20 protein-coding genes are annotated in these 17,718 nt (G+C 53.8%); 10 read left to right on the forward strand and 10 right to left on the reverse strand.

Annotated elements, in window-relative coordinates; genetic code table 11:
- Positions 1-3 precede the first annotated feature (3 nt).
- The 5 genes from P8Z34_01110 to P8Z34_01130 all read left to right on the forward strand — a co-directional run bounded on the left by P8Z34_01110 (position 4) and on the right by P8Z34_01130 (position 3,745).
- Positions 4-1,485, forward strand: a complete 1,482-nt coding sequence (locus P8Z34_01110; GenBank protein ID MEJ2549261.1) for a VWA domain-containing protein — start codon at positions 4-6, stop codon at positions 1,483-1,485.
- Positions 1,486-1,670: 185 nt separating this feature from the next.
- Positions 1,671-1,997: an FHA domain-containing protein gene (locus P8Z34_01115; GenBank protein ID MEJ2549262.1), complete on the forward strand. Its 327-nt coding sequence runs from the start codon at positions 1,671-1,673 to the stop codon at positions 1,995-1,997.
- 9 nt (positions 1,998-2,006) lie between these two features.
- The gene (locus P8Z34_01120; protein MEJ2549263.1) at positions 2,007-2,249 is read left to right on the forward strand and encodes a hypothetical protein; all 243 of its coding nucleotides are present in this window, start codon (positions 2,007-2,009) and stop codon (positions 2,247-2,249) included.
- 6 nt (positions 2,250-2,255) lie between these two features.
- Entirely contained in the window at positions 2,256-2,978 is a 723-nt protein-coding gene (locus P8Z34_01125; GenBank protein MEJ2549264.1) for a response regulator transcription factor, read from the forward strand.
- A gap of 113 nt (positions 2,979-3,091) precedes the next feature.
- Positions 3,092-3,745 (forward strand): response regulator transcription factor, encoded by a 654-nt coding sequence (locus P8Z34_01130; GenBank protein ID MEJ2549265.1) that lies wholly within the window; start codon positions 3,092-3,094, stop codon positions 3,743-3,745.
- A 62-nt stretch (positions 3,746-3,807) separates the two neighbouring features.
- On the opposite strand, the gene P8Z34_01135 is transcribed toward P8Z34_01130, so the two are convergent.
- Genes P8Z34_01135 through P8Z34_01145 form a run of 3 tightly spaced genes read right to left on the reverse strand, consistent with a single transcriptional unit; the run spans position 3,808 to position 5,273 of the window.
- Positions 3,808-4,362 carry a hypothetical protein gene (locus P8Z34_01135; GenBank protein ID MEJ2549266.1) on the reverse strand — a complete coding sequence of 185 codons (555 nt, stop codon included), beginning with the start codon at positions 4,360-4,362 and terminating at the stop codon, positions 3,808-3,810.
- Positions 4,359-4,703: a DUF971 domain-containing protein gene (locus tag P8Z34_01140; protein ID MEJ2549267.1), complete on the reverse strand. Its 345-nt coding sequence runs from the start codon at positions 4,701-4,703 to the stop codon at positions 4,359-4,361. Before P8Z34_01140 ends, P8Z34_01135 begins: the two co-directional genes overlap by 4 nt.
- A gap of 57 nt (positions 4,704-4,760) precedes the next feature.
- A complete protein-coding gene (locus P8Z34_01145; GenBank protein ID MEJ2549268.1) occupies positions 4,761-5,273 on the reverse strand; it encodes an ABC transporter permease in 513 nt (170 codons plus the stop codon).
- Positions 5,274-5,422: 149 nt separating this feature from the next.
- Between P8Z34_01145 and P8Z34_01150 the strand changes: the two genes are divergently transcribed.
- Both P8Z34_01150 and ftsH read left to right on the forward strand, forming a co-directional pair.
- Positions 5,423-6,466 (forward strand): protein kinase, encoded by a 1,044-nt coding sequence (locus P8Z34_01150; protein MEJ2549269.1) that lies wholly within the window; start codon positions 5,423-5,425, stop codon positions 6,464-6,466.
- A 157-nt stretch (positions 6,467-6,623) separates the two neighbouring features.
- Complete coding sequence (gene ftsH / locus P8Z34_01155; protein MEJ2549270.1) at positions 6,624-8,393, forward strand: ATP-dependent zinc metalloprotease FtsH; 1,770 nt, start codon at positions 6,624-6,626, stop codon at positions 8,391-8,393.
- 102 nt (positions 8,394-8,495) lie between these two features.
- On the opposite strand, the gene P8Z34_01160 is transcribed toward ftsH, so the two are convergent.
- On the reverse strand, positions 8,496-10,187 hold the full coding sequence (locus tag P8Z34_01160; GenBank protein ID MEJ2549271.1) for a long-chain fatty acid--CoA ligase: 1,692 nt from the start codon (positions 10,185-10,187) through the stop codon (positions 8,496-8,498).
- A gap of 183 nt (positions 10,188-10,370) precedes the next feature.
- Here P8Z34_01160 and P8Z34_01165 point away from each other — a divergent pair, with 183 nt between their 5' ends.
- Genes P8Z34_01165 through P8Z34_01175 form a run of 3 tightly spaced genes read left to right on the forward strand, consistent with a single transcriptional unit; the run spans position 10,371 to position 14,646 of the window.
- On the forward strand, positions 10,371-11,693 hold the full coding sequence (locus tag P8Z34_01165) for an acetyl ornithine aminotransferase family protein (protein ID MEJ2549272.1): 1,323 nt from the start codon (positions 10,371-10,373) through the stop codon (positions 11,691-11,693).
- Positions 11,694-13,256 (forward strand): ATP-binding protein, encoded by a 1,563-nt coding sequence (locus P8Z34_01170; protein MEJ2549273.1) that lies wholly within the window; start codon positions 11,694-11,696, stop codon positions 13,254-13,256.
- Positions 13,257-13,278: 22 nt separating this feature from the next.
- Complete coding sequence (locus P8Z34_01175; GenBank protein MEJ2549274.1) at positions 13,279-14,646, forward strand: CpXC domain-containing protein; 1,368 nt, start codon at positions 13,279-13,281, stop codon at positions 14,644-14,646.
- A gap of 100 nt (positions 14,647-14,746) precedes the next feature.
- Here the strand turns inward: P8Z34_01175 and P8Z34_01180 are convergent, their stop codons facing one another.
- The 6 genes from P8Z34_01180 to P8Z34_01205 form a co-directional block, all read right to left on the reverse strand.
- Positions 14,747-15,103, reverse strand: a complete 357-nt coding sequence (locus P8Z34_01180) for a hypothetical protein (protein MEJ2549275.1) — start codon at positions 15,101-15,103, stop codon at positions 14,747-14,749.
- 56 nt (positions 15,104-15,159) lie between these two features.
- On the reverse strand, positions 15,160-15,684 hold the full coding sequence (locus tag P8Z34_01185; protein MEJ2549276.1) for a hypothetical protein: 525 nt from the start codon (positions 15,682-15,684) through the stop codon (positions 15,160-15,162).
- Positions 15,685-15,692: 8 nt separating this feature from the next.
- Positions 15,693-15,980 (reverse strand): hypothetical protein, encoded by a 288-nt coding sequence (locus tag P8Z34_01190; GenBank protein ID MEJ2549277.1) that lies wholly within the window; start codon positions 15,978-15,980, stop codon positions 15,693-15,695.
- A 173-nt stretch (positions 15,981-16,153) separates the two neighbouring features.
- Positions 16,154-16,468: a YciI family protein gene (locus P8Z34_01195; protein ID MEJ2549278.1), complete on the reverse strand. Its 315-nt coding sequence runs from the start codon at positions 16,466-16,468 to the stop codon at positions 16,154-16,156.
- A 12-nt stretch (positions 16,469-16,480) separates the two neighbouring features.
- Complete coding sequence (locus P8Z34_01200) at positions 16,481-17,167, reverse strand: ATP-binding cassette domain-containing protein (protein MEJ2549279.1); 687 nt, start codon at positions 17,165-17,167, stop codon at positions 16,481-16,483.
- Entirely contained in the window at positions 17,157-17,468 is a 312-nt protein-coding gene (locus P8Z34_01205; GenBank protein MEJ2549280.1) for an ATP-binding cassette domain-containing protein, read from the reverse strand. The genes P8Z34_01200 and P8Z34_01205 overlap by 11 nt, the downstream gene beginning before the upstream one ends.
- Positions 17,469-17,718: the final 250 nt, after the last annotated feature.

Consider the following 17,718-nt stretch of genomic DNA (forward strand, 5'->3'; position numbering starts at 1 on the left):
CAAGTGTCTGGTGAGAGCGATTATTACTCAATCCTCGGGGTTCCGAGAAACGCGACGCTAACCCAAATCAAGCATGCGTATCGCCAAGCGGCATCCCGTCTCCACCCGGACAAGAATGTCGCACCGGGTGAAACGGAGCTTTTCCTCGACGTCAGCCGCGCTTACGAAGTTCTATGCGACGCGGACAAAAGAGCGGCGTACGATGAAGAGCTGCAAAGCATGGAAGAAGAACTCGCCGAGGATTCGGTTTTCCGCTGCAGCATAACCCACAGCCGCTCTCAGATTCTGCGATTGGACGAACCCCAGGTACATTACGTTTTGATGGACATCGAAGCCACAACCGATCTACCGGCCTCTCGTCCGCCGGTAAACATGGCCATCGTTGTCGACCAATCCACATCGATGCGGGGACAACGTTTGGATCGTGTTCGCGCAGCGACTCTCAGCATCCTGGATGACATGCAGCCTGAAGACGATGTTTCCGTCATTTCGTTCAGCGATCGCGCCGAAGTCATCATATCCCCGGAACAAGCAAAGGACATCAAAACCGCACGTGCCCGCCTCAGTCTCCTGCAGGCAGGAGGCGGTACGGAAATCGCCCAGGGTATGGAAGCGGGTCTGGCAGAAATCGAAAACAACCTGCGTAAAGAAGCCGTAAATCAGATGGTGCTGCTCACCGATGGCCGTACGTACGGCGACGAAGATCAATGCATCGCACTGGCGACGAAGGCGTCTGCGCAAGGGATTTCGATCAATTGCATCGGGATCGGGTCTGACTGGAGCGACCGCCTGTTGGATGATGTGGCAACTCGCAGCGGAGGCAGCGTCGTATTTCTCAACTCCCCCAAGGCCGTTCAGGAGCTGCTCGAAGAGATTTTCACTTCCCTCGGCATGGTCGTTGCCAGTCGTATGCGTATCGAGGGATCGATCGGACAACAGGTCGATCTGCGCTCAGCCTTTCGCATCCAGCCTAATCCCATGCCGCTGGGCGACGTTCTACCGATGTCCTTGGGACACCTCATGCGGGATTCTCAAATCCGCGTGATCCTAGAATTGGTCGTCCATCCGATCGGAGACGTGCAAACGCTGCTGCTTACCCACACCAAAATCACCGGAGACATTCTCTCCGGTGAATCGGAAACGGCCTCACTTCCCGTGAACCTGCAGATTCCTGTGTCCCGAGATCCTGACCTGGAACCCCCTCCCGACACGATCGTGGATGCACTGAATTTGATCGCCCTGTATCGCATGCAGGAAATGGCACGCCACGAATCTGAATTGGGCCAATCGGTGCAGGCTGCTAAGCGGTTGGAAAACCTGGCCACCCACCTGATCGCCTCGGGTGAACGGGATTTGGCGAAAGCGGCTCTCAGTGAAGCCGTGCGACTTTCCCGTACCGAACGATTGTCAAGCGAGGGCGAGAAAACCTTGAAGTACGGCACCCGAGCCTTGCTTTTACCGCCTTCCGAGAAGATGAGGCAATGATCGAATGCCCCTCTTGTAAACACCAACATTTTGTCGGCACGCTATACTGCAGCGAATGCGGGACGAGACTCGCCCCTTCAAATCCTGCGCCGACAATGACCGGAGCGAGGCACCAAGCGAGAGAAGATCCAGCCGCAACCAAGCCGCATATTCCTGAAGGACCGGAACTGCACACCGGTGCCTTGATGGGATTACGGGTTCTATCCACTGGCGACGTCGTTTCACTTCTGGGGAGATCCAATTACACACTCGGTCGATCCATAAAAGAGCAGGCTGTCGTCCCCGATATCGATCTGGCGAATTACGAGGCATACGAATACGGCGTGTCCCGCTTGCATGCAGAGATGAAAATCGAAACAGACGGCGTGTACGTCATCGATCTCGAAAGCGCAAACGGCACCTTGATCAACGGACAACGATTGGAATCGCTAAAACCTTCTCCCTTGCTCCACGGAGACGTTCTCCAACTCGGTCGGATGCAGCTGCAACTCATTTCAAGGTACCACAGATAGAGGTGAAGAATGCCCATTAGTGTTTTGGTTCATTTGAGTGGTGAAGACCCCGTCCTCGGTGAGGTCGAAGATCTTCCCGGTGCTACGGATACAACCATTATCATCAATAACCCGCGTAAACGAGACGAGAAAGACCTATCCTACCTGGCGGAAACGGTCGTGAGTGTCATGTGGCCGATGCACCGGATCAACTTCATTGAGATCCTGCCCACACGAGAAGAAGAAGAGCTGATCGGCTTCGTGAGAGAATGAGGGATCATGACTCATGATCCCTCCGGACGTCGGCGAATCCTGGTCGTCGATGATGAGCCTCGGATGATTCAGGTCATTCGTATGAATCTCGAGCACGATGGCTTCGAGGTATTTGAGGCTCCATCCGGCACGAAGGCGCTCGAGAAATTGCGCGATCAAATCCCTGACCTCATCATCCTGGACGTGATGATGCCGGATCTGGATGGTTTCGAAACCTTGCGTTTGATTCGTGAAATATCCACAGTCCCCGTCATCATGCTGACAGCGAAAGGAGAAGAGGACGATCGCGTGCGCGGTCTCGAATTGGGCGCAGATGATTACATCACCAAGCCCTTCAGTCCTCGCGAGTTGGTCAGCCGGGTTCGCGCTGTGCTGCGTCGAACCGAAATGCCCAGCACGCCGACGCATGAGGTCATCCAGGTCGACGACCGCCTGAAACTGGATTTCGACCGGCGGGAAGTGTGGGTGGATGGAAAACTCGTTAATCTCAGGCCGACCGAATATCGGTTGCTTTACCATCTGGTACAAAATGCAGGCTGGGTTGTCCCCCACGAGCAACTCCTCGCCAAAGTGTGGGGCTACGAGTACCGGGATGAGACTCATTACCTTCGCCTGTATATCAACTATTTACGCAAGAAGCTGGAAAAAGATCCCTCGAATCCAAAATACATCCTCACCGAACGCAGCGTTGGATACCGCTTTGTAGATTACAAGAGAAATAAGAAATAACGCACCCCCCTCAAGATCCCTCAACTTGGGCAAAGAACGCCTCGGGAAACGACAACTGCTTGTTATAGTAACTTTACTCGGTTAGAATCCTTTTGAAAGGGGAAAGTAAATTTGTGACGCGTCAAAGAATACTCGTTGTTGATGATCATGAAGTGGTTCGACTCGGGCTGCGTGCACTGCTCGATAAACATCCGAATTTCGAGGTCGTCGCAGAAGCCGCGACGGCCCGTGAGGCGATCGAAAAGACCGAATCTTACGAACCAGATGTGGTCGTAATGGACATCCGCCTGAAAGGCGGTTCCGGGATCGAAGCGTGCCAGGAAATCATCGCCTCCTCCCCGGACACCAAAGTCATCATGCTGACATCGTACGCCGAAGATGAGATGTTGTTTTCCGCCATCCGCGCCGGAGCGGCCGGATATGTCCTCAAACAGATCGGTGGAGACGACCTCGTGCGGGCGATTGAAGCGGTAGGCCGTGGAGAGGCGCTGCTGGATCCCACCGTTACCCAAAGGGTCTTTCAAGAAGTTCGAAAAGCAGCACGTGAAGAAGAAGCTTCCGCGTTCGCCGAGTTGACCCAGCAGGAGATGCACGTTTTGCAGCTCGTATCAGAAGGGCGTACAAATCGCCAGATCGCTGAAATGCTATACCTGGGGGAAGGAACGGTTCGCAATTACGTCAGCAGCATCCTATCCAAGCTGAACGTGCGCAACCGGGCGGAAGCCGCTGCGTACGCCGTAGAACACAATCTGAAAGATTATCTCTGAAGTCCGCCGATCCCACTCCAGCAGGATCGTATTCGGTAGCCGTAGGAAACCTCATGGAAGACTCAATGTTCCGGCGTGCCTCGTTCGCCGAGATATATCGCCTCGTAATCGTGCGCGCGTTCGTAAACCAATCCGGAAATCCAGTCTTGAACTGCGTGCTCCAATTCATCAACCAGAACGAGCCTTCCGGTTAACGCAGAGACTTTGTCACCGGTCTCAACACAAATTTCTTCGACCAATACAGCCCGGTTCTGCCCCAATTCCAGGGCAGCAGCCTGCGCTTCACGAGCAAGATCTTGATCCCGCCACCAGGATTGTAGATTGCTGGTGAATATCACGTCCGGCAGCCGGACGCCGAAATCCGAAAGCGCTTGCTTGAAATCCTGGCGAACATCCAGACTCTCCTGATTCAATTTCGACTTCACGATACGGATGATTTGCTGTAAGTCCCGGAGAACAAACAGGGACGCCGGTCCGGCCGTGACCAGTTCGTGAATTAATTCGTTGATCGGGGACAGATCGCCGTCGTAGACGCAGGAAGTGATCAGCAATTCCGCTTCCATACGAATGTACGATTGCTCTGCCAGCCGGAGAAGATTGTCCAGCTTTCGACTCATCGCCGTTTATCCTCTGCCGGTACACCGGGAGATAAAGCCTTCAGGTAGTCCCACGAGTAGATCCCATACGCATGCCCATCATCCCAGATCAAACGAAGGGCGTAATTGCCCACCTTCTCGACGCTGCGAAGGTCCGCCGACGCATCGGGTGGAAGCGGCAACTCGAGAGAAAACGGCGAAGCCGCGGCATCATCCTCTTCGCGCTTCAATCGACACTCGGCACACGGGCATGCTGCCCTTAAACCCGCGAGCGGATACGCCGCCCGCTGCCCATCATCCCACTCGATAACAAGTACGGCTTCGGAGCGCCGCACGATGATACTTATTGGTTTAGATCCCATCCAGACCCACCAGAAATAAAGACGGACGACCGCTCCTGTTCATCAGTAGTTTTCCGCTCAAGGATTTTCCATCCTGCGCAGATAGTTCTCCACCGCCCATCCGGAGATCGAGCTGTCATATGGATTGACGAGGAACCACCAGACATAGCCGTCCCGATCCTCAGGACCACCTTCGACCTGAAAGACATCGTTCTCGTAAGCCAGAAATTCGACTCCACTCGACAGGCCCGGCTGTGTTCGTATTCTGAGCCTGTCCCCCTCCGTACCGGCAACGATGACCCATTCGCCAACCTCGATCTCCCCGCCCGTCGAAGGAGGCAAAGTAGGAGATTGCGTGGCTGTCGAAGCCTGAGTCGCCTGTGAGGTCGGATCGGGCGGCGTATCGGTCGGAATAGCCACAACGGTCAGGCCCGGCAATACGGACACCTGACCCATGTTTGAAATCCGTGAGACGTAGCCCTGGATCAACGCAGCGATGAACACGAGTACGCCCAAACCTATCCCCAAAACAAACCAGCGCCAATTTCGCAGGAGATACCGCTTGAATTCGAGGAGATAACGATTTCGCATCGGGACTAACGCCTCACCAGTGTTCGACACGCTTTGGGTAAAGTGACAATCCGTCCAAGGGTGAGCACGATTATAACCTGAACGTAGTGGTTCGCGATGATGGTTGCCGAAAGTGAGCGGCATGGTTAGAATTCCCAGCGGGAGAGACGATGAACAACAGCTATGGTGCACCGTTGGGAGGAAGATACGAAATCATTGGCTCGCTCGGCCGTGGTGGCATGGCCGAAGTCTACCGCGCGCGTGATTTGAGTCTCCAACGCGAGGTCGCCATCAAGCTGCTGCGCGACGATCTCACTTCCGACCCCGCCTTCCAGGCAAGCTTCCTTCATGAGGCGCGAGCTGCAGCCAACCTGGCCCATCCCAACATTGTCACGATATTCGATTTTGGTATCGACTCGGGTCGATACTTCATCGTTTTGGAATTGGTTCCCGGCACCGACCTTAAAACCCTCATCCGGCGGCGAGGCGCCCTGCCCATCCCGGAAGCGGTGGACTTGATGATCCAAATCTGCGCCGGAGTTGGCTATGCGCACCGAGCCGGCCTCATCCATTGCGATCTCAAACCGCAAAACGTGCTGGTGGGCAACGACGGCGTGGCCAAAATTACCGATTTCGGCATCGCCCGGGCATTCGCATCCATTCAGCCGGATGAGCACAGCGAGGTCGTTTGGGGTAGTCCTCTGTATTTTGCCCCGGAGCAGGCTGCCGGCCGTCCCCCGACGTTCGCCTCCGATGTGTATGCACTCGGCGTCACGTTCTTCGAAATCCTGACCGGCCGTACTCCCTTCCAGGCGAACGATGCCGACGAACTCGCTCTTCTACACCAGACCGCAAAGCCGCCGCGCTTGAGCCAGTTTCGTCCGGAAATCCCCGAAGTACTCGAGCAAATAACTGCGAAAGTGCTTTCAAAGGAACCCGCTGCGCGCTATCGTACTGCAGACCAATTCGGCCGTGTTTTAATGACCTATGCTGAACAATTGCAATCGCTGCCCGTTCGATCCTACCAGATGCCGCCTCCGGCCGAAAACGACCCCGATGCATCCACTTCGGCCATGGCGTTTCCCTCGCCGGTACGTATCGATTGGGCCGCCGTCATCCTCGCCCTTCTTGCCTTTATCGCCGTCGGCGGCTTGATACCGCTTTGGTTGTGGGTATGTTTGCTCTATCCTTCCTGTCCGCTCAATACTCCATAGTGCCGAGTAATTCTTCCTCACCCTGAGAAAGCAATCGATTGCGATAATTTCTGCTCCAAGCGTCCCGCACGCATCCACGCACGAATCGATAGATGATATAATTCGGGAGAACTGGGTTTGTACAAGTTCGTGTCGTTTTTTTAGGAGGTTGATGTGAATGTCGTTCAATGAACTGGTCGATAAGATCAAAGCCGGTGAAGTCTCCAAGATCGTCGTCAACGACAACGATCTCGAGGTGGAATACAACCAACCGGGAATGACGGCCGTTAGCCGTAAAGAGCCCACGAAGACTTTCGTGGGACAATTGATCGATTTCGGACTCACGCCTGAATATTTGGCCGAAAATCCATTCGAACTCGAGATTAAAGAACCGAGTGATTGGAACACGGTCCTTAGTCTGATAACGTACATCCTGCCAGCGCTGCTCGTCGTCGGGCTGATCTGGTTCATGCTGCGCCAGGCGCAAGGCAGCAACAATCAAGCGCTGTCGTTTGGCAAGAGTCGGGCGCGCATGTTCACCGGTGATCAACCAACGATCACCTTCGAAGACGTTGCCGGCGTCGAGGAAGCCAAGGAAGAGCTGCAGGAGGTCGTAGAATTTCTCAAGGAACCCGAAAAATTCATAACTCTCGGCGCGCGTATCCCCAAAGGCGTTCTTCTGATTGGCGCCCCGGGCACCGGAAAAACCATGATGGCGAAAGCGGTATCCGGCGAAGCGGGCGTACCATTCTTTTCGATCTCGGGTTCAGAATTCGTCGAGATGTTTGTCGGCGTCGGCGCAAGCCGTGTGCGCGATCTTTTCGATCAAGCCAAGCGTCACTCACCATGCATCGTCTTCGTCGATGAAATCGATGCCGTCGGGCGCCACCGCGGTGCAGGACTCGGCGGCAGTCACGATGAGCGTGAACAAACGCTGAATCAAATGTTGGTCGAAATGGATGGTTTCGACACCGACACCAACGTGATTATCATGGCGGCGACCAACCGGCCCGATATTTTGGACCCCGCCTTGCTGCGTCCGGGAAGATTCGACAGGCGTGTCGTTCTCGACCGTCCGGACATGCGCGGGCGCGAGGCGATCCTCAAGGTCCACACGAAGGGAAAACCATTGGAAGTCGATGTGGATCTCAGCATCATCGCCAAATCCACTCCCGGGTTCGTCGGCGCCGATCTCGAGAATCTGGTCAACGAGGCCGCGATCCTGGCTGCTCGACGAGACAAGCGCACGATTGGTCAACCGGAGTTCGAAGAGTCGATCGAACGCGTCATCGCCGGCCCCGAAAGAAAGAGCCGCATCATCAGCGAGGAAGAGAAACGTATCGTCGCCTACCACGAAGCGGGTCACGCCATCATCGCACACGTCATCCCGGAAGCGGATCCGGTGCACAAGGTGAGCATCATTGCTCGAGGCATGATGGGCGGATATACAATGGCCTTGCCGGAAGACGACCGTACGCTGACGTCGAAAAACAAGATGAAGGCGGACCTCGCCTTCGGACTCGGTGGGCGTGCCGCTGAGGAGATCGTCTTCAACGACATCACGTCCGGAGCGTCCAACGATCTCGAGCGAGTCACCAAACTGGCCCGCTCGATGGTCACCCGTCTGGGGATGAGCGATTCGCTTGGCCCGATGGTCTATGGGCAGAAAGAGGAATTGGTATTCCTCGGACGTGAGATCGGCGAACAAAGAGATTACTCCGAAAACATCGCTGAATTGATCGATGATGAAGTGCGGCAATTGGTCCAGGAAGCGCACCTGCGGGCGCGTGACATTCTTACGAAATACCGGGATCAGCTCGAAACCATAGCGCAGCGACTCATCGAGGTGGAAACACTCGACCGCGATGAGTTTGCGCGAATGTTCGCGGAACCGGTTCAACCGAAGAACAGCGGAACCCCCGTGCCGATTCCTTCTGCCGGCGATTAACGAGTCAACAGCAGTTTTTGTAAACGAAGGGCTGTCCGATGATCCAGACGGACAGCCCTTATCATTTATCGTTGCGGGTCGAAGAGGAAAACGTCGGTTTACCTAAGCTTCTTTATCACTCTCCCGATGCTGCCGTACCAATTCACGGCGCAGAATTTTACCCACCGTCGTTTTGGGCAGCTCGTCTCGAAATTCTACCTGTGTCGGCACCTTGTAGGCCGCCATCCTCTCCTTGCACCAGGCCCGAATGTCATCAACTGAAGCCGTCGCGCCGGGCTTGAGAACGACCCAGGCCTTGACGGTTTCTCCCCGATAGGCGTCCGGAATGCCTGCTACGCCTACTTCCAGGACGCCCGGATGCTCGGAAATGACTTCTTCGACCTCACGCGGCCACACCTGGTAGCCACTCGGTTTTATCAACTCCTTCTTGCGGTCGACGATGAAGAAATATCCATCCTCATCCATGCGGGCGATGTCGCCGGTATACAACCAACCATCCCGCAGCGCATTCGCCGTCTCCGTGGGCATGTTGTGATAGCCCTTCATGACCTGTGGCCCCTGAATCACCAACTCGCCAACCTCGCCGGGTCCAAGCACCGTCGTTTCATCGTCGAGGGAAATGATGCGTGCATCGACATCGGGCAGCGGCAAGCCAATCGAACCTTCTTTATTCAGTCCGTAAAGCGGATTACAATGCGTTGCCGTCGGCGCCTCCGAGAGTCCATAGCCCTCTACCAGTTTCCCGCCGGTCTGTTTTTCGAAAAGCGTCTTGGTCTCGCGCATCAAAGGCGCCGATCCCGAGATACAAGCCTGGATCGAACTCACGTCCGTCTTCCCTGCCTGCACGTCGGGATGGTTGTTGATGGCGTTGTACATTGCGGGTACACCCGGGTAGATTGTGGGTCTGTATTTGGATATCAAAGCGAGAATTTCATCGGTTTGACGTGGATCAGGCTGGATCACCAACGTGGCGCCCGATGAAATGCCGAACGTCATGCCCGCCACCAATCCGTAGACGTGGAACATCGGGATGGCCATCAGTACGATCTCTTCTCCCATCCTCAAGTGGGGATTGAAAGCCCGAATCTGGAGCGTGTTTGCGACGAGGTTGCGGTGCAAGGCAACGGCCGCTTTTGAAAGACCGGTGGTCCCTCCACTGTATTGAAACAAGGCAATGTCATCCGGACCAACATCCACCTTTGGGGCATCTTCAGGAGAATGCTTATCGATCAGGTCGCGCATCCACACATCTTGCTCGTCGAGAGTGACCCGATGTCCACCCTTCTTTTCCATGGTTAGGGTAAACAGGAAGCGTATCAATCCGGGCAGCGCTTCTTTCAAATTGGTCACCACGAGGGTTTTCAAGGTCGTCTGCTCTCGGACGGCCTTGATTTTCTCGTAGAACATACTCGCGGCGATCATGATCTCGATCCTGGAATCGTTGACCTGATGCACGATCTCACGCGCTTTATACAACGGGTTAAACGCGACGACTATGCCGCCCGCTTTCAGAATGGCGTAGAAGGCAAGCACGAACTGCGGAATGTTCACCATGAACATACCGACCGGTGTACCTTTCCTGACGCCAAGATCGGCCAGGCCGGCAGCGAGTCGATCCGAAAGCTCGTCCATCTCAGCGTAAGTGATTTCCGCACCTTTGAAAATAGTGCAGGCGCGTTGCGGGTACGCTTGCGCCGATTCCGTTAGTATGTGGTGGAGACTGATCTTTGGGTAATCGATATGTTTTGGGACCCCCTCATCGTAGAATTTATACCAAGGATGTTCTTTCATCATCACCACTCTCCTTTAGGCACTCACACTTGAAGAGACGGCTCCTCTATACTCTTTATACATCGGAATTGAACGGACGCAAAATCCGAATGATATAATTACGAAAGCGAGCTCTTTACCTTTCTGGAGAAACCATCCGTACTACATAAATCGTTTGAGCATAATTCCACCCGGAGGTGAACAAGGATGCGAAATCTTTCTGTGCCAGGAAAGAATGCAAAACGATATCTTGAACGCGACAAGAACGTGATTTCTCCCTCCTATCCACGTGTTTACCCGTTCATGATGGATCACGGTGCGGGCTCCGAAGTCTGGGACGTAGACGGCAATCGTTACGTAGACTTTACCTCTGGTATTGCCGTCTGCTCGACCGGGCACAGCCATCCGAAAGTGGTCGAGGCGATCCAAAAACAAGCGGAACGGTACATCCATATCTCTTCCGACTTCTACCACCCAATCTGGATTGAGTTTTCGGAAAAACTCGCCTCTACCGCCCCTTTCAAAGAAAACGCAAAAATCTTTCTGGGAAATTCCGGAACGGAAGCGGTTGAAGCAGCCATTAAATTGGCCCGGTTTCACACCGGTCGACAACAGTTTATCGGCTTCTTGGGCGGCTTTCACGGTCGGACGTTGGGTTCATTGGCCTTCACGGCCAGCAAACCCGTTTACCGCCATGGATTCTTCCCGATCTTGAACGGTGTGACGCATGTACCTTATCCGGATCCCTATCGACCGCTGCTTGTATCGAAACACGAAGATCTTGGCGAGAGCGTGGTTCAATACATCCGCGACGTTATCTTTCAAAAGGTACTGCCGGCGGAGGATTGCGCCGGCATCCTCGTTGAGCCGATCCAAGGCGAAGGCGGCTATGTCGTACCGACCGACGGATTCTTCCCGGCATTGCGCGAATTATGCGATCAACACGGCATCTTGCTCATCGTGGATGAAATCCAATCGGGTGTCGGTCGAACGGGTAAATGGTGGGCGATCGAGCATTGGAACGTCGAGCCGGACATTGTCTGTACGGCGAAAGGTATCGCCTCTGGTGTTCCGCTCGGCGGGATCATCGCCAGGGAAAGCGTCATGGATTGGCCCAGCGGAGCCCACGGAAACACCTATGGGGGCAACCCAATTGCATGCGCCGCCGCGCTGACGACGTTGGAATTGATCGAGAACGGCATGATGCAGAACGCTGCGGAAGTCGGCCAGTATACACTGGACGCGCTTGCTGAACTGCAAGCCCACCATCCGAGTATCGGACAGATTCGGGGCAAAGGCTTGATGATCGGCGTCGAGTTCGTTAAGGATCGTGAGACTCGCGCACCGGCGAAATCCCTGCGCAAACGCGTCGAGCAGCACGCCTTCCACAAAGGCCTACTGACGTTGGGATGCGGCGAAAGCACGCTGCGCGTAGCGCCCGCGCTCAACATCACGACCCAATTGATCGACGAGGGCCTGGAGATTCTCGATCGCGCCATTAATGAAGCCGAGCAGGAAGAGCTAGACTGAATGCTGCCCGATTTTCGTGTTCGCCAGCGCGATTACCTGCTCGAGATTTCACGTGTCATTACAGAAGAACTCGAGCTCAATCTCGTGCTTACGCGAATCGTACGCGTTTCGGCCGAGCTTCTCGCGGGCCATGCCGGCATCATTGCGCTGCGCGACGAAGGGGGTTGGCGAATCGCCTCCTCATACGGCATCAATGCGGAATTCCTGAAGAATCTCGAACCCTTACTCGCAGATATCCCCGATCAAGGTGATCCCGCGCGTTTCGCACTCCCGGAAATTAACCGCCGGCTGCAGCGCATCACTGCCGCGACGAGCATGGGTCTATTGACCGGCGTTGGTTTACCGATGATCGCCCATTCGGAGATCGTAGGCGTTATTTTCGTCTTCCGTTCCTACCCGGGTCGTTTTTCAAACGAGGATCGGAAGCTGCTGCAGGCATTCGCCTCGCAAGCCGCGATTGCGGTCCACAATGCAAGGCTTTATACGGAACTCTCGCAGCAAAAACAGCACATCGATGCGGTCCTCGAATCCTCCGCGGATGGTATCTTTATTCTCGACCCGAGTTTCTGTTTCGTTCGTTTCAATCGTGCCTGCGCGCGTCTCACAGGATACGAACCCGAGGAAACAATCGGGAAACCCCACGCGAAGATCATCCGCTGGCTGCGGCGCGAGCCTGGTCTATCCCTGGAAGAGGCTGAAGCCGGCGGCTGGCCGCTTTCGGCCCAAGCCGTGCTTTACGTCGAAGGGGATTTAATCAAGAAAAACGAAGAGGCAATAAGCGTTGGCATCCGTTATGCACCTACGATCTCCCCGGAAGGGAAATTGAGAAGCATCGTCGCCAACGTGCGTGACATCACCAAATTTCGGGAAGCCGAAGAACTGAAGGACACTTTCATCTCCATCATCAGCCACGAACTACGAACGCCCGTGGCCTTGATCAAAGGATACGTGGGCACGCTGCGGAGAGAGGACGCGGAGTGGGATCCAGACACCGTACGCGATAGTTTGGCGGTGATCGAAGAAGAATCCGATCGGCTCGCAGACTTGATCGACGACCTGCTCGATGCCTCACGGCTTGCAGCCGGTGCACTCTCCTTGAACTTTTCCGAGGTGGGGCTTAAGGAGTTGGCCGAGAGATTGGCGAAGCGTTTTAAAACCCAATCTGCTGCGCACACGTTCGTCGTCGAATTCCCCGACGACTTTCCAACCGTACTCGCGGATGAAGACCGATTGACTCAAGTTCTTACCAATCTACTATCGAACGCCGTCAAATACTCGCCCGATGGCGGCCAGGTGACGATCCGTGGACAGGCACTCAAGGACGAAATCGTGGTCTGTGTGCAGGATGAAGGTTCGGGCATCGCACTGGAAGACGTACCGCGTGTATTCGATCGTTTCTACCGGTCGAACGAAGCATCGCGGAAGACAAAGGGAGCGGGATTGGGACTCTTCCTGGCCAAAGCTGTAATCGAAGCCCATGAAGGGCGGATATGGGTAGACGAAGAAGTCAAGCACGGCACGAGAATCTGTTTCGCACTTCCTCGGCATCACACACGAGAATAACTGCAAAGGATAACAATTTTCCATGACCCAAGCGATGACTCAAATTCAATGCCCCAACTGCAAAGCACCGATCATGGCCTCCATCGAACAACTCATCGATGTCGGCCAGGACCCCGGCGCAAAAGCCAGGCTGCTTTCCGGAAGCATAAACCGTATCAAGTGCCCTTCTTGTGGCTTCGAAGGCCAGATCGCGACGCCCCTCGTGTACCACGACCCCGAAAAGGAGTTGTTGCTGACGTACATGCCCGTCGAACTCAGCATTCCCAAAGACGAACAAGAACGCGTGATTGGCAAGATGATCAATAAAATCACGGAGAGCCTGCCGCCGGAACAACGAAAAGCCTACCTGTTTCAACCTCAGACTACGCTCACAATGCAGGGAATGTTGGAACGGATATTAGAGGAAGACGGAATATCCAAAGAAGAGATCGAAGAACAGCGCGCCAGAATGCGTCTCTTTGAAGATTTGATTCAAAGCCGCGAAGAGGATCTCGACGATTTCATCAAGGAACACGACGAAGAAATGGACTCCGCTTTCTTCCAGATCGCGGCAATGGCGATAGGCTCGATAACGGATGCGGACACGAAACAAGCCGTTACCCAACGCTACGAAAAAGCCGTTCAACAAAGCAAGTTTGGCCGCCGAATCCAGGCCCAAGAGAATGAATTCAAGCAGGCCATCGAAAGCATCAACGAGCTCGGGAAGGACATGACCCGTGAAAACATCCTGGATTTACTGATTCAGGCTCCGAACGACGACCGCGTACTCGCCATCGTCAATCTCCTGCGGCCAGCGTTGGATTACAGCTTTTTCCAACTGCTGACGGATCGCATGGAGTCGAGCGATACAGAACAACAAGAGAAGCTTTCTGCACTCCGCGAGCGCATACTTGAAATTTCCCAGGAAATCGACAAAGTCCAGGAAGCTCGCGCAGCGCAAGCCGCTTCTTTGCTGCAATCACTGATCCGAGCGGAGGACCTCGATCAGGCCATTAGAAACGCTCTTCCCATCGTTGACGACTATTTTCTAGGGATTCTACAGGCAAACATCCAGGCGGCAGAAGAACGGAACAATGCTGAAACCCTGAAGAAACTCAACGAGATTCGGGACAAATTGCAGTCCATTGCCGAAGAATCTGTCCCGGAAGAACTCCGTTTTGCTCAACAACTCATTAATATCGAAGACGACGAGGAGGCGCTTCGGTTCCTGGAAACGTCAATTGATCAGATCAACGACCAGGTATTGTCTGCATTGATGGCCACCGCAGACCGCCTTGCAGAAAACGGCGATCAAGAAAACGCCGATCGGGTACGTAATCGGTATCGTCAGGCACTGCGATTGGCGATGAAGGCAAAGATGAGCGCCGAAGATAATGGTGAGGAAACCTAATCAAAACAGAGTTCGAGCGCAGCGTAGTTCATCGTCAGCAATTGGAACTCGAACCCTGTGTCTATAATGGCACAGGGTCCTTTCTTGACCCATAACGGAATTATTCGATCCATTCCTTGATACTATCCCGCGCATCCATAGCCTGGCCGAGCATGAACCCCAGAATCGCGAGAAAAATGATCGCTGCGAATCCGATGACATCCCCCCACGGAGGCTCGACGAAGTCGGGCACGATGATTAATACCACGATCCCGATCGTCAACCCCAGGACCAATCCCAAGAACTTGTTCGGCGTCTCATCGATCATCGTACGCAAAGAGAAGCTCGTAAGGGACTTTTTCCGACGCCGTGCAATCGAATGTTGGAGATTGTTGACTTTCGTTTGAGGGTCACGAAGCTGGATTTGCCGGTCGCGAATCCTCTTTAACCGCTCTTGCTCCGAATTTCGTGAACTCATCTCATACCTCCAAGCCTTGGGAATCTTACGAGCCGAGATCGTTCGATGGTCGAATTCTAATTATCGAAATCCAGCCATAGATCGTGGACAAAATCCGGGCAGTGATCGTCTACACTGCGTTCGTTTGCCCACTTGATGACGTCGGGCCTCTTCGCTGCAGGCGTACACAGCCGCTGCGGATCGACACGAATACCCGCTCGTGCCAGATCCAGCCGATCTGCGTCATAACACGTTTGAATGGTAACGTTGCTGTGATTGCGTTCATCGGTATGATTGGCGCACGCGGCGTAAAGTAATCCACATTCCTCATCCGAAATCTCGAAATAGGATCCCCACAAAGTCCGCATGAATTCCGCAGCACGTTTGCCGTGGCCCGGGTCAATGGTTTCGTTAACCCGCCGTGAGTCGTGGAACACTGCAAATAAGCCTACGACCGTTAAGTTGGCCTCGTTTTGCTTCCCCAGTTTCATGCCGTTTTCATATACACGCGCCCAATGCCGGATCCCGTGGATGCCAAACCGTGGTAGCGTGTAGTCTTCGAGGATTTTCTCCAACAATGCCGGCTTGATGCTGTCGATCATGCTTTCCCTCAATACATAACTCCGGGTTTCTCATTTCGCAGTGTATCGAGAACGGACACGATTTCATCTGTAGATAAATGACACACAAGGGTCGGTTTGGTGCTCGACGGCGTACGCAAAGAATCCTTTTTCGTCCATAACTTTTGCGGCTGGTAAAAACGCAATTCTGCCGCAATGCCCTTGACGTCTTCACTGAAGAGCATGATCCGAGCACGCAAATCCTGATCCTCTGCGGATTCGCTGTTCCCAAAGAATTCAATGACGTAGTTGATTACTTTATAGCCGATCTCTTCCATCACTGCACCTCGATCGTTTGGGGTGGTGTTTCGTCAGGCAGCGCATGAGGGTAGTGTATATGTGAAATCGCAAATTCACAACGAGGTTCTTTCTGCGAAGTATTCTTGATTAATTGACGACCAAATGGGTATTGCTGCCCGAAATGCGGATTCTCTGATTGGCGGAACAAACGTCAATACGAAGCGCGGACTGCGAGGCGGAAAGGAAACAATTCCGGAACCATGACCCCTTCCGCGACAGCAGGATCCGAATGTACGATTTTAAGTGCATCTTTTTCCGATCGGGCGTTAAACACGACGATGCCGAAAGTTCGCTCGTCGTCGGTATCCGTGCGGCCTGCGAATTCTACAATCCCCTGAGCCGCCAATTCAGATAGATGATCAAAATGCAGGGAGATAACTTCAGTTTCCCGAGCTGTGGGGCCTTCGGTCAGCATCTCGATCCGGACCGGTCGAATTGTGTACAGAAATTGCTGGTCGTCTTTCATGGGATTCCGCTTTCACCTGAGCTTTGGTTGAATCGACCTTACGCGTTTCTTCGTGTTTCGAGAGAAAAGGTGTATTTCTGTTGGCACCATTTGTAGTTCCGAACCGATACGCAGGATTCGGGTATCAGGAATTCTGGCAACGATTTGATCCTCACCGACACGCAGCGAAACGATGTTCACCCCCTTGACCGGCATCTCGAGAATGTCGCTCACCGTGGCTTTGAGTGTATATTCCGGAATCCCTGCGTCAACCGGTAAGAGTGCCTCCGGCCGAATGCCGACCAGATAATTGTCGAAAGGCGGTGAAATCAAGGAACCATCGATAAAGTTGATCGCTGGCGTGTCCATATCAATGTTCAGGAAATTCGCCACAAAGACGTTTGCCGGATTCCGGTAAATACGGTCGTAGGTTGCCACCTGTTCCACACTTCCGATATTCATGATCGCCACCAAATCGGCCATCATCATCGCTTCTTGTTGATCGTGCGTCACATACACAGCCGTGACCCCGTAACGTTGCAGCAACTTTTTCAATTCGACTCGATAGCGTAGACGAAGCTGTTGGTCGAGATTCGATATCGGCTCATCCAGAAGAATGACTCTGGGATCCCTGGTTATGCAGCGCCCCAACGCCACTCTTTGTTTCTCTCCTTGAGAAAGGCTGTCCGGTTTGCGATCCAACAGATATTCAATTTCCACACCTAGAAGCTGACTCGTTTGCTCGAATTTCTACTGTGCGATTTTGTTCAATTCGGGGGTCTTTTTCTTGAAAAAGAAATACGGTGAGCGGCGGATAGAGTGCGAACTGCTGGAAAACGATCCCAATATGTCGCTCTCCCGGTGACGTGCCTTGCATGTCGACTCCGTCATAGCGAACGCTGCCCGAATCCGGCTTCGTCAAACCGGCGATAATTCGAAGCAGCGTTGTCTTTCCGCATCCGCTCGGTCCAAGCAATACGACGGTTTTCTTGTCCGGAATGATCAGATTCAGGTTCTTCATCTCGAAATCAATTTTTCGCGATCTTTTCTCGGGTGAAGTCTTACTCCCCTCCCCTTTTTCATCGCCCGACCCCTCAAACGTAAAAGCGTCCCTGGAACCTTTCCGGCGGCGATTCCTGAATGTCTTTGATATTTCTGTCAACTCAATGGTTGCCATCCAACGCTCTCCAAGCTTGAATGAAATGGATTCGAGAGAGTCACACCAACTTCAATATACGCAACGTTCGAACGTCAACTCGAAGCGAGCGCTT

This window comes from Anaerolineales bacterium (assembly GCA_037382465.1).
Taxonomy (GTDB): Bacteria; Chloroflexota; Anaerolineae; order Anaerolineales; family E44-bin32; genus WVZH01.

Bases quoted from the DNA above. Each gene is read 5' to 3' on its own strand.
- P8Z34_01175 (MEJ2549274.1), top strand. From the start codon at position 13,279: ATGACCCAAGCGATGACTCAAATTCAATGCCCCAACTGCAAAGCACCG.
- P8Z34_01165 (MEJ2549272.1), top strand. From the start codon at position 10,371: ATGCGAAATCTTTCTGTGCCAGGAAAGAATGCAAAACGATATCTTGAA.
- P8Z34_01205 (MEJ2549280.1), bottom strand. From the start codon at position 17,468: ATGAAGAACCTGAATCTGATCATTCCGGACAAGAAAACCGTCGTATTG.
- P8Z34_01160 (MEJ2549271.1), bottom strand. From the start codon at position 10,187: ATGATGAAAGAACATCCTTGGTATAAATTCTACGATGAGGGGGTCCCA.
- P8Z34_01190 (MEJ2549277.1), bottom strand. From the start codon at position 15,980: ATGGAAGAGATCGGCTATAAAGTAATCAACTACGTCATTGAATTCTTT.
- P8Z34_01180 (MEJ2549275.1), bottom strand. From the start codon at position 15,103: ATGAGTTCACGAAATTCGGAGCAAGAGCGGTTAAAGAGGATTCGCGAC.
- P8Z34_01120 (MEJ2549263.1), top strand. From the start codon at position 2,007: ATGCCCATTAGTGTTTTGGTTCATTTGAGTGGTGAAGACCCCGTCCTC.
- P8Z34_01185 (MEJ2549276.1), bottom strand. From the start codon at position 15,684: ATGATCGACAGCATCAAGCCGGCATTGTTGGAGAAAATCCTCGAAGAC.
- P8Z34_01195 (MEJ2549278.1), bottom strand. From the start codon at position 16,468: ATGAAAGACGACCAGCAATTTCTGTACACAATTCGACCGGTCCGGATC.
- P8Z34_01135 (MEJ2549266.1), bottom strand. From the start codon at position 4,362: ATGAGTCGAAAGCTGGACAATCTTCTCCGGCTGGCAGAGCAATCGTAC.
- ftsH (MEJ2549270.1), top strand. From the start codon at position 6,624: ATGTCGTTCAATGAACTGGTCGATAAGATCAAAGCCGGTGAAGTCTCC.
- P8Z34_01170 (MEJ2549273.1), top strand. From the start codon at position 11,694: ATGCTGCCCGATTTTCGTGTTCGCCAGCGCGATTACCTGCTCGAGATT.
- P8Z34_01145 (MEJ2549268.1), bottom strand. From the start codon at position 5,273: ATGCGAAATCGTTATCTCCTCGAATTCAAGCGGTATCTCCTGCGAAAT.
- P8Z34_01115 (MEJ2549262.1), top strand. From the start codon at position 1,671: ATGGGATTACGGGTTCTATCCACTGGCGACGTCGTTTCACTTCTGGGG.
- P8Z34_01125 (MEJ2549264.1), top strand. From the start codon at position 2,256: ATGACTCATGATCCCTCCGGACGTCGGCGAATCCTGGTCGTCGATGAT.
- P8Z34_01150 (MEJ2549269.1), top strand. From the start codon at position 5,423: ATGAACAACAGCTATGGTGCACCGTTGGGAGGAAGATACGAAATCATT.
- P8Z34_01140 (MEJ2549267.1), bottom strand. From the start codon at position 4,703: ATGGGATCTAAACCAATAAGTATCATCGTGCGGCGCTCCGAAGCCGTA.